4 protein-coding genes and 1 pseudogene are annotated in these 12,849 nt (G+C 40.7%); all 5 read left to right on the top strand.

Features of this window, described 5'->3' with window-relative positions; genetic code table 11:
* Window positions 1-297, top strand: a pseudogene (locus tag HWQ39_RS31195) (nucleotide pyrophosphatase); the annotation flags it as partial.
* A 416-nt stretch (window positions 298-713) separates the two neighbouring features.
* Complete coding sequence (locus HWQ39_RS31200; protein WP_292853827.1) at window positions 714-3,389, top strand: alkaline phosphatase family protein; 2,676 nt, start codon at window positions 714-716, stop codon at window positions 3,387-3,389.
* 1,008 nt (window positions 3,390-4,397) lie between these two features.
* Window positions 4,398-6,425 carry a non-ribosomal peptide synthetase gene (locus tag HWQ39_RS31205; protein ID WP_292853828.1) on the top strand — a complete coding sequence of 676 codons (2,028 nt, stop codon included), beginning with the start codon at window positions 4,398-4,400 and terminating at the stop codon, window positions 6,423-6,425.
* Window positions 6,426-6,428: 3 nt separating this feature from the next.
* Window positions 6,429-11,402, top strand: a complete 4,974-nt coding sequence (locus tag HWQ39_RS31210) for a type I polyketide synthase (protein ID WP_292853829.1) — start codon at window positions 6,429-6,431, stop codon at window positions 11,400-11,402.
* Window positions 11,403-11,667: 265 nt separating this feature from the next.
* The gene (locus HWQ39_RS31215) at window positions 11,668-12,804 is read left to right on the top strand and encodes an acyltransferase (protein ID WP_292853830.1); all 1,137 of its coding nucleotides are present in this window, start codon (window positions 11,668-11,670) and stop codon (window positions 12,802-12,804) included.
* Window positions 12,805-12,849 lie beyond the last annotated feature (45 nt).

Genomic DNA, 12,849 nt, shown 5'->3' on the forward strand with positions numbered 1-12,849 from the left:
CTATTTGCTGGTCAAGGGGGTAGTAATAGCCTGACTGGTGGTACTGGTATTGACCAGTTCTGGATTGCTAACGCCAGTTTGCCAACTAGCAAGAACATTGTGACTGATTTTGCGATCGGCACTGATAAAATCGGGCTGGGTGGAATTGGTGTTACTCAGTTTAGTGCTTTAACACTGTTACAACAGGGTAGCGATACTATCGTGAAAACCGGAAATACAGAGTTAGCTTCATTACTGGGAATTACATCAACTAGCCTGACAGCAAATGATTTCGTTTTTTCTGCTAGTGTCGTTTAGCCGAAAGATGATTACAGCTTAGATTCAACATTCATTCATTAGTTAAGCTGTAGCGATTTTGCGAATGCAAGAGAGTGATATAGCAATCATATTTGATTTGCTCAGATCCCCGACTTCTTGAAGAAGTCGGGGATCTTTTTATTCATAAATATCCTTCTTTTTTTGTCGCAAATCTTAACTTGTTTATAACTTTCCTTAAACATTGAACAATTATCTTTTGAAACAGTAACCAAAGTTAAGTTTATTTAATTGTCTGCACTAATTTGTGTGGACACTAAGCATTTTGTTGCCAAATACTACTCAGGTTTCTGTAGCCAATAATTTTTGCTTGGGTTGAGTGTAATTAATGGTTCATTACTACATTCACACAATTGCTGCGATTAACTATAGCTCACAATACTTAAGGAGTAGTAGACATGGCTGATACAAATGGCAACGGTAGAAATGTCATTATTTTTGTTGCAGATGGATTGCGTAACGGTTCTGTAAACCCCACTGATACCCCAACTTTATATGGTGTCCGTCAGCAGGGAGTTACTTTCGCCAATAGTCATTCGCTGTTTCCAACATTTACCACCCCGAATGCTTCTGCGATCGCCACGGGGCATTATCTTAGTGATACAGGTGACTTTAGCAACACTATCTACACTGGTTTTCCTAGTCCTAATGCCAATGGTAGTGTTACGCCATTCATTGAAAATGATGCAGTTCTAGGGGATATCGATGAAAAGTTTCCCGGTAACAACTTTTTAGATGAAGAGTCACTTCTAGCTTACGCGCGATCGCAGGGTTTCAACACGGCAGCAGTTGGTAAATTAGGGCCAGTTGCCATCCAAGATGTCACACAAGTTAACCGAGAAGGTGGTATTACGGGTACTATTCCTACTCCCAATACAATAATTATTGATGACAGTACAAATGGCGCGACACCGCCAACTACGGCCGCTGGTTCACCTTCTGCTGTTCCCCTCGATCCAGATATTGTTGCTCGCTTACAAGCTGCGGGTTTAGATGTAAAACCAACAACGCGAGTCCAGCCAGCTGGTAACAATACAACTCCTGGCACTCTAAATGCCAATGTGGCTCAACAACAATACTTTGCAGATGCCACAACCAAGGTAATTTTACCCAAGTTTCAGGAAGATGGTAAACCATTTGCATTGGTTTACTGGTCAAGAGATCCCGATGGTAGTCAACACAATCAAGGTGATAGCTTAAACACCTTGACACCAGGTATCAATGGTGCAACTTCCAAAGCTGGGGTTAAAAATGCTGATGATAATTTAAAGCAGCTTCTTGACTATCTCAAGAGTACAGGCTTAGACAAGACTACTGATGTCTTTATTACTTCCGACCACGGTTTTTCTACCATCAGCAAACAGGCTATTGATAGCCAAGGCACAAAAACTACAAGTTATGCTGCCACCCAAACTTATGCAGGTGTAAATCCGGGATTTCTACCAGCAGGCTTTGTAGCGATTGATTTAGCTCACGATCTCGGTCTACCCCTATACGATCCTAACCCTACAACCCTGCCCCCAGACCTCAACCACATCCAGTATGCGACTGTTGATGCTACACAAGGTCAACGTCCGATTTCTGGGAATGGTGTAATTGGTGGTACAGGTCAAGTAATTAATGGCCAACTCAATCCAAGTACAAAGATAGTTGTAGCTGCTAATGGTGGATCTGACTTGATTTATCTACCTAATGGCAATGCTGACTTTGCTAAACAGGTAGTGAATTTGCTCTCACAGAAAGACTACATCAGTGGTATTTTTGTAAACGATGCCTATGGAAACATCCCAGGTGCTTTACCTCTGAGTGCGATCGGGCTAAAAGGTGATGCTCAAACACCAGTTCCATCTATTGTAATCAACTTCAAAACCTTTAGCACCGACCCAAATAACCCAAACAACCCTCAAGCTCAAGTAGAAATTGCTGATACAACTTTGCAGCAAGGGCAAGGAATGCATGGCAGCTTTGGTCGAGGTGATACCTTCAATAACATGGAGGCGATTGGCCCTGATTTTAAACAAGGCTATGTAGACTATGCGCCCGTCAGTAATGCTGATGTCACACCTACACTTGCTCGGATTCTGGGGTTAGACATTCCCAGTAATGGCAATTTGAAAGGTCGTGCCATTACAGAAGCATTAGTGGGAGGCCCGGATGTAGTTCCCTCCACAAGAGAAGTCTTAACTTCAGAAGAAACTACTAATGGTCAAGCAACAATTCTGGATTCTCAGAGTGTAGGCAATACTCATTACTTTACAGCCGCAGGGTTTGATGGGCGCACTGTTGGATTAACAACATTAGACCTTCAATTTGGTTCTACCAGTAGCGATGATGTCACTCTCAAGCCAAATCAAACCTTATTTACGGGTGATGGAGCAGACTTTGTAGAGGGTAATAAAGGTAACACAATTCAAACTGGAAGCGGTGATGATACGGTGGTGGTCGGTGGTAACTCCTTAGTGTCCACAGGAGATGGTAACGATCAAGTCTTGATTGGTGCAAATGGCCCTGCTAACAACACTAGTACTGATGGTGGTGCTGGTGATGATGAAGTTACCGTAGTTGAAGCCAATGGTAGTAATAATTTGTTTGGGGCAGCAGGTAGTGATACTCTGATAGTCATTGAAGGTTCGCGTCAATTATCCTTCGGTGGCTCAAGTAACGACACCCTCACGAGTAACGGTAGCAATAACCGTCTCTACGGTGGCTCTGGAGATGACAAACTCTTCTCTGCTGTGAATGATTCGCTATTTGGTGGCGATGGTGATGATGTACTATTTGCTGGTCAAGGGGGTAGTAATAGCCTGACTGGTGGTACTGGTATTGACCAGTTCTGGATTGCTAACGCCAGTCTGCCAACTAGCAAAAACATTGTGACTGATTTTGCGATCGGCACTGATAAAATCGGGCTTGGTGGTATTGGTGCTAGCCAATTGAGTGATTTAACACTATTGCAACAAGGTAGCGACACCTTAGTGAAAATCGGAAATACAGAGTTGGCTTCATTAGTTGGAATTACATCAACTAGTCTCACAGCCAATAACTTTATTTTCGTTACTAGTGTTGTGGCTTAAAGTGAAATACAACTAGTAGTCTGCCAACCAAAAAATGCTCAGTGGAAATTAGGGAAAGGGGAAGGAATTAAAAACCTTTACCCTTTTTCTTGTCCCCTTTGCCGCCAAGTATCCCTTAGCAGACAACTAGTTTCATTTCAATTATGTATTCAGTGCCTTTATTACCCCTCAAGGTATTAATTTTTCTATTATATCAAAATAAGTGACCGTACAGTTAATACTCCCATTGCAAACCCTCTCTAAAGTTTTAATTTTCCATGAAGATGTATTGGAAATAACTACTATTTTGAGGAAATAGGTCAGAATGAGAAAACTAAATCTTAAAGTAAGTGCCCTTTCATACAAACATTGTGGGATTGCGGTATAATTTGTTGTGAAATTTGTCTTTTAATATAATTTCAAGTCTAATAAGGCCACTATAAATTGTAAATAAAAATACTAATGCTTAAACATGTCAAAGCTTTAAAATCCTTGCATGGTGTTGCAGCTATATTAATTGCCATACATAATTTAGGTAATAGCATAACTTCATATAGTAAATTTTTATTTAATAGATATTCATGTGTTGACTTATTGTTGGTTTTGAGCGATTTTATTTTCACTCATATTTATGCTAACAATTTCACAATAAAACTCAGTATCCCTAACGATCGAGTATTTTTACATTTAAGACTTACTATAACTCATTCTTTAAATATATTCATAATTTTCTTATTCGTAGGTCTTAAATTAAGTTCCCCATTACTTATTTATCTCAGAACAATATCGGACTCGATTTATGTTATTCACTGGGTTAGCCAAAAATCTATATCATTAATATATAAAAGTATCTTTTATGTAAATTTTAGAACAAATTTCAACATTTATCACTCAGTAATAGTTCTAGCATTTGTATATTTGAGTGGTACCATTCACTGCATCGATAACCTATATTTGTTGCATTTAAAATGCAGAACTACTTAAAAAATATACAGATTATGAAAGAAATATTTATTGCTGAAATTAAATATGAAATCAATAACTAATTCATTGGCTCACAATAAAACTGAATTGCTGCTAACTGAGTGTCAAAGCTCATTATTAGAAAATAACTTAGAACAAGACAATTTAACATTACCTATTTTGAAAGAATCCGAAAAACACTTACTAATTGAGTGGAATCAGACTCAAACTGATTATCCTCAGCAAGTGTGTATTCATCAGTTATTTGAAGCACAGGTAGAGAAAACACCTGATGCTGTAGCATTAATCTTTAATAATCAGCATTTTACCTATAAAGATTTGAATAGTCGTGCCAATCAACTAGCACAACATTTGCAATCGCTAGGGGTAGGAACAGAAACTCTTGTAGGAATCTGTATAGAGCGCTCCTTAGAAATGGTTGTAGCACTTTTAGCTATCCTCAAAGCAGGTGGAGCTTATGTACCGTTAGATCCAGGGTATCCACAAGAACGTTTAGCTTTCATGCTGTCAGATACCCAGGTATCAGTATTATTAACTCAAAAAGAACTAGTTACTAAATTACCTACTCACATAGCATTTGTAATTTGCCTAGATGCAGATTGGAATACAATTGCCGAAAATAAAAAAGAGAACCTAAGCACTAGCATCACTGCTGATAACTTGGCTTATGTCATGTATACTTCAGGTTCTACGGGTACACCCAAAGGTGTTAGCGTTATCCATCGTGGTGTAGTTAGGTTAGTCAAAGAAACTAATTATGCTCACCTCACAGATGAAGAAATAATTTTGCAACTTGCTCCTATTTCCTTCGATGCTTCAACTTTTGAAATTTGGGGTTGTTTACTTAATGGAGGGCAACTAGTAATTTACCCTCCTAATACACCATCTTTAGAAGAATTAGGGCAAATTATTCAGCAATACCAAGTTACTACTCTTTGGCTGACAGCCGGTTTATTCCACCTGATAGTGGATGAAAAAATTGATGCTTTGAAATCCTTGCGTCAACTTTTAGCAGGTGGCGATGTCTTATCTGTTCCTCACGTCCAGAAGTTTCTGCAAACAGTAGAAAACTGTCAACTAATTAATGGTTACGGCCCGACTGAGAATACAACTTTTACCTGCTACCATACTATAACAGCGCCACTCCAAGCAGATGTATCTATTCCTATTGGTCGCCCAATTGCTAATACCCAAGTTTATATATTAGATCAAAACCTCCAACCAGTATCAATTGGAGAAGCTGGCGAATTGTACATTGGTGGTGATGGATTAGCTAGAGGTTATTTAAACCGTCCCGATTTGACTGCCGAAAAATTTATCGATCATTCCTTTGATAGCGATTCAGCAACGCGTCTTTACAAGACTGGAGATTTAGCTCGTTATCTTTCAGATGGCAGGATCGAGTTTTTGGGTCGTATTGACAATCAGGTAAAAATTCGTGGTTTCCGAATTGAACTAGGTGAAATTGAACGGGAAATTGCACAACATCTTGACGTTCGGGAAAATGTGGTTTTAGCTCGTCAAGATGAAATAGGTGAAAAGCAGTTGACAGCTTATATTGTTCCTCAGTATAACAGTAGTTATACACACAATAAATTGCGTCTTTTCTTACAACAGAGACTACCTAATTACATGGTGCCATCAGCATTTGTGATGTTAGAATCACTGCCTTTGACTGCTAATGGCAAAGTAGATAGACATAAATTGCCAGCACCAAGTAGAGAACGTCCGCAACTTGAACAGGCGTACATTGCTCCCCAAAACGATTTAGAGCGTCTGCTTGCAGGTATTTTGTCCGAACTGCTCAAAATCGATCGCGTTGGGATTGATGATAATTTCTTTGATTTAGGAGCAACTTCAATCTTAATTCTACAAGTTGCTGTGCGAGTACAACAGGAACTTGGCATTGAACTATCTGCTGTGAAGCTGTTTCAGTATTCAACGATTAGCTCTTTAGCAAACTATTTGCATTCAAACCAGAATAGCCAACCGTCTTCTAACAAGCTGCAAAATCGCGCCCAACGTCAACAAGCCGCTCGTACTCGTCGCCGTAATCATCAACAAGGTGTTTAAACAATGGTAAATATGCAGGCATCCGATAACCAAGATCCTATTGATGGTGTTGCCATTATTGGTATGGTAGGCAGATTTCCTGGCGCTGGAAATGTCGATGAGTTCTGGCGCAATCTGTGCGAGGGATTAGAGTCAACAACTTTCTTTCAAGATGAAGAAATAGACCCTAGTATTGACCCGAACCTTTGCAAAGATCCTAGCTATGTAAAAGCTAGAGGAATCATTCCTGGGGGCGAAACTTTTGATGCTGCCTTCTTTGGTGTTAATCCACTAGAAGCTGTGGTCATGGACCCACAAGCTAGAGTTTTTTTAGAGTTGGTTTATGAAGCTCTAGAAAATGCTGGTTATCAATCAGAATCTTTTGAGGGTTTGATTGGTTTGTACGCTGGTTGTGGTCAAAATACTTATTTTGCTAACCATATTGCTGGTCGCATGGAAATTGTCGATCGCATCGGTGAATTCCAGACGATGCTAGCCAATGAAAAAGACTTTTTAACCACTCGTGCTGCTTACAAACTTAACCTCAAAGGCCCGGCTGTCAGCGTTAATACAGCCTGTTCCACTTCTTTAGTAGCGGTCATTCAGGCTTGCCAAGCCTTAACCAGCTATCAGTGCGATTTGGCTTTATCTGGTGGTGTATCTATGACTACACCTCAAAACAGCGGTTATATAGCTCAAGAAGGCAGTATGCTTTCTGGGGATGGGCATTGTCGTCCCTTTGATGCCAGCGCTCAGGGCACAATGTTCAACAATGGCGCAGGGGTGGTTGTCCTCAAGCGTTTAGAAGATGCACTCAATGATGGCGATCGCATCTATGCTGTCATTCGAGGTTCTGGTATCAATAATGACGGTTCTGATAAGGTGAGCTTTACGGCTCCCAGTGTGGATGGACAAGCAGAGGCCATTGCAATGGCGCAAGCTGATGCCAACTTTCATCCAGAAACTATCTCTTATATTGAAACTCACGGTACAGCTACACCTTTAGGCGACCCAATTGAAATTGAAGCACTAACCCAAGCATTCCGGGTACATACAGATGCTAAACAATTTTGTGCGATCGGTTCTCTTAAAAGCAATGTCGGACATTTAGTTGCGGCTGCTGGGGTAGCAGGGTTAATTAAAACCGCTCTCGCCCTGCATTATAAAAAGATTCCACCTAGTTTAAATTTTGAGGCTCCCAACCCCAAGATTGACTTTGCCAACAGCCCCTTTTATGTAAATACCCAACTAGCTGAATGGTCAGAAGGTGAAACTCCGCGACGAGCTGGTGTGAGTTCTTTTGGTGTCGGCGGGACTAATGCTCATATTGTGCTAGAAGAAGCGCCACAAATCCAAAGTTCAGGTGCTTCGCGTCCACAGCAGCTATTGTTGCTCTCGGCAAAAACTAGTGAAGCTTTAGAGGCTGCAACCGCAAATTTACAGCAACATCTCCAGTACAATGCTGAAATTAAGTTAGCCGATGTAGCTTATACTTTACAGCGAGGGCGCAAAGCTTTTAACTACCGACGCAGTATAGTTTGTCACGATATCACAGATGCGATCGCAGCCCTCCAATCTTTAGATCCAAATCAAGTAAATACCCGGCATACAGAAATCCGCAATCCAGCCGTTGTCTTCATGTTCCCCGGACAAGGATCGCAATATGTGGATATGGGACTGAATCTCTACAACCGCGAACCTGTGTTTCAGGAGGTAGTAGATGAATGTGCTGAAATCCTTAAACCTTTGCTGGGTAGGGATTTACGAGAAATAATCTATCCTGCACAGAGCGATGCCTACGGCGGGCTACGCCTACGCGAAACTGCGGCTATCTCCCTACAGCAAACCTGCTTTACCCAACCAGCATTATTTGTCATTGAATACGCTTTAGCGCAACTGTGGCAAAGTTGGGGAGTCAAGCCCCAAGCCATGATTGGCCACAGTATTGGCGAATTTGTCGCCGCCTGTATCGCGGGTGTATTTACGTTAGAAGATGCGCTGATGTTGGTGGCAACTCGCGGTCGCTTAATGTGGGAGTTACCAGCCGGGGCAATGCTTTCAGTGCGCCTACCAGCCAAAGAGGTAGAGCCGCGATTGAGTGCAGAACTAGCGATCGCCGCAATTAATGGCCCTTCCCTGTGTGTAGTTTCTGGCCCCACAGAGGCGATCGTGTCTCTGCAAAAACAATTAGAAAGCGAAGAAGTTATCTGTCGCCTTTTACACACTTCCCACGCTTTCCACTCGCCAATGATGGATAGCATTATTGCTCCCTTTGCAGAGTTAGTTGGGAAAGTTAAATTATCGCCACCCCAAATTCCCTTTGTTTCTACAGTTACCGCCGACTGGATTACAGCCCAGCAAGCAACTGATCCGATGTATTGGGCTACACATCTGCGTCAGACTGTGCGATTTGCGGAGGGTGTACAAACCCTATGGCAGCAGCCAGAACGCTTGCTTTTAGAGGTGGGGCCACGAATCACAACTACAACCCTAGCTCGCCAACAAGCAAAAGATATTAAACAACAGATTGCGATTCCTTCTCTGGGTGATAACGCTGAGAACGAAGCCGAATGGACGGCATTACTCAAGGCAGTAGGACAACTGTGGCTAGCAGGAGTATCTATTGACTGGAGCAACTTCTATCAAAGGGAAAGGCGACAACGAATTCCCCTGCCTACTTATCCCTTTGAACGCCAACGCTTCTGGATCGATCCTCCACCTCATCCCAATCGTGCAGCAACTCCCAAACTTTTAAATCCCCAATTATTAGAAAAGACCCAAACCATGACAACATCCCCTCAGCAAAAGCTTATTCCCCTGCTCAAAGAAATTATCGAAGAAACTTCAGGATTGGAAATTGCTAGTGTTGACGACTCGACAACATTTTTAGAAATTGGATTAGATTCCTTATCTCTGACACAAGTCGGGTTAGCGTTAAAGAAAAAATTTAAAGTCAAAGTAACACTTAGGCAGTTACTAGAAATTTACCCCAATTTAGGAACACTGTCCGACTTTATCAATTCAGCTTTGTCTCCCGAAACTCTATCCGCATTAGGATTAACAGAAACCGTTGCAGAAATTGTTCCAGAAGCCCCATTGTCAGAACCTACACCTGTAACCACATCACCTACCTTGGTAGTGCATGAAGTTCATACCAATGGATCAAATGGATCTGCACCTCGGATTTCTCCCCAACCTGCTGTATCTAATAACATCCTAGAAAATGTGATTAATCAGCAGCTACAAATTATGAGCCAGCAATTGGCACTATTGGGTAATAACAGTCAATCTCTAACAATCCCAGTTGTACCTGCGGTAACATCTCAAAATAATCATGTCAAGCCACAAAATGCTGTATCTACCCCAGCTACCCAAACGATCAAAGAATCACAAGCATCGGTAGATAACGAGTCAGATGGTGCTAAAAAGGCATTTGGTGCGGCGGCTCGAATTGAAAAGACCCAGACTAAAACTCTGACAGCACAACAACGCAATTATCTAGACAAAATTATCCAAAGATATACAAAACGGACTCAAAAATCCAAAGAATATACTCAAACTCATCGCCCTTATTTGGCAGATCCCAGAACTGTTTCTGGGTTTAACCCGATGATGAAAGAGATGGTTTATCCCATCGTCGCGTCTCGTTCATCAGGTTCTAAACTTTGGGATGTTGATGGCAATGAATATGTCGATTTAAGCAATGGCTTTGGTTTGAATTTGTTTGGTTGGTCGCCACCTTTCATTACTGAGGCAATTGAAGCACAACTGAAACTCGGCATGGAAATTGGCCCACAAACTCCCTTAGTTGGAGAAGTGGCAAAGCTAATGTGTGAGTTGACCAACTTTGACCGAGCAGCCTTTTGCAACACAGGTTCAGAAGCGGTGTTAGGAGCGATGCGAATGGCACGCACCATCACAGGACGTAACTTAATCGCCATATTTTCTGGAGCTTATCACGGTATTTTGGATGAAGTAATTGTTCGGGGTACAAAAAAACTCCGGTCAATTCCTGCTGCTCCTGGTATCCCACCGGAAATGGTAGAGAACATTTTGGTGGTGGACTACGATTCGCCTGAGTCTTTAGAAATCCTCAAAAGTCGGGCTGATGAGTTAGCAGCAGTGATGGTGGAATCTGTGCAAAGCCGTCGCCCTGAATACCAGCCCAAAGAATTCCTCCAGCAATTGCGTGATTTCACACAAGAAGCTGGTATTGCCCTAATTTTTGATGAAATTGTTACCGGATTCAGAATTCATCCAGGTGGCGCTCAAGCACATTTCGGGATAAAAGCAGACATAGCAACCTATGGCAAGATTGTCGGCGGTGGACTACCAATTGGAGTCATTGCTGGCAAATCACAATATATGGATGCTTTAGATGGAGGGTTTTGGCAGTTTGGCGATGACTCAGTTCCAGAGGTAGGCGTAACTTACTTTGCCGGCACTTTCGTCCGCCATCCTCTAGCACTAGCAGCAGCGAAAGCAGTACTTCAGCATTTAAAACAGAGTGGCCCTAGCTTGCAGCAAAATCTTAATGCCAGAACCGATAAGTTTGTAGCGGAACTTATGGGCTATTTCCAGCAAGTTCAGGCTCCGTTTACAGCTTATAATTTCGGCTCCCTCTTCATGGTGAAGTCTTTACCAGAGTTCCCCTACGGAGATTTACTGTTTTACTTACTGCGGGATAAGGGAGTGCATACTTGGGATCATCGTCCTTGTTTCTTGACGACATCTCATTCCGAAGCTGATCTAGCTTTCGTAATGGCAGCCTTTAAAGAAAGTATTGCTGAAATGCAGTCTGCTGGATTCTTGTCTGCACCGCCCATAGAAGTAACAAACTGCGATCGCAATGGAGCAGAAATTACTAATAACAGCCTACGCAATCGTCCTCCGCAACCTAATGCCAAATTAGGACGAGATCCCCAAGGAAACCCCGCCTGGTATATTCCCGATGCCGAGCGTCCCGGTAAATATCTACAAGTTGCAAGTGTTTCCTGAAATGTTTTGAAACAGCAATTTTCCTCAATAAAGTGGCAAAAAATCTGCCGATATTAAGGTTTTGACATGACTTTGATAAAAATTTACCTCACTTGGCTATGAATTAATCGATAGTTGGACATAAGGTCGTACCTGTTACATTTCGTTGTTTTGGTCAGCTTGTCCTGACCAAAACATAAGTAACTGGTGAAGAGTATATCCATGAGACAAGTAAATAATAGCGAAATACTTATATTCCACTCATGATTAAACTTAAAAATAATCAATGTATAAGCACATAAAACCTCTTACTTCTCTGCGCGGTATAGCCGCTTTATTTGTTGTTGCACATCATTTTTCGTATTACACCTTACCTAAAACTGGATCAACTTTATCAGCCTATAGCGATTTTTTTAAAAATGGATATTTGTGGGTTGATTTTTTCTTTATTTTGAGTGGTTTTATCATGAGCCACGTTTATGTAGAGGATTTTTATCCAAGAGTAAGCTTAGATAAATATCGCTCATATTTATTCTCTCGTTTTGCGAGAATTTATCCTCTACATATATTTATTATATTTCTGTTTATTGGATTAGAAGTTGTAAAAACACTCTTACTAAATACTTCTGCTTTTACTGGTAAATTTAATTTAACTGCTCTTTTTGCAAATATTTTTCTTCTACAAGCATTTGACCTCAATTGCCCACCTTTATTATGGTGTAATACCTATTGGAATGAACCTGCTTGGTCAATTAGTGTAGAGTTTGTTATTTACAGTATATTTCCATTTTTATTGCTTTTATTAAAAAACAATAAAAATGATTTGATAATTTATATTTGTACTCTCTTGAGTATATTACTACTAATTACCTTTACCCGTGGAAATTTAGATAGTATTATTGGCATTCCTTCAATAGCTAGATGTGGGCTAGAATGTGTACTTGGAATTATAACTTACAAAGTCTATCGTAAAGGTAATTATAAAAAGTATTTTAATCTTAATTTACTAACAATTGTAGCCATGATTTGGATAATTCTGATTATGAATTACTACTGGCATCATTTTCGCAACCTTCATGATTGGCTAATTTTACCAGCATTTTGTCTACTGATTTTAGGTGTATCCTTCAACAACAATAGTGTAATATCAAAAGTTCTGAATTCCCGTACAATGCTATATCTCGGCACTATATCTTACTCAATTTATATGGTTCACTGGTTTTTTCAAGAATTATTAAAACTATTTTGGCTTTATAAATTTCATGAGGCTTTTGGCAAAACATTCACAAACCATCAAGCATTGACATCTTTAGGAGTATTTCTTATGATTGTATTATTGGCTGCATCATTGACATATAGATTTGTAGAAGTGCCAACGCGTAATTATTTAAAGTCTACAATCTTGGGCAAACAATGTATTTAATATCAGTCATTTTTGAAGACAAATTTAATTTTAACCACATTGAAT

Source organism: Nostoc sp. NMS8 (assembly GCF_017115045.1).
Classification (GTDB): Bacteria; Cyanobacteriota; Cyanobacteriia; order Cyanobacteriales; family Nostocaceae; genus Nostoc.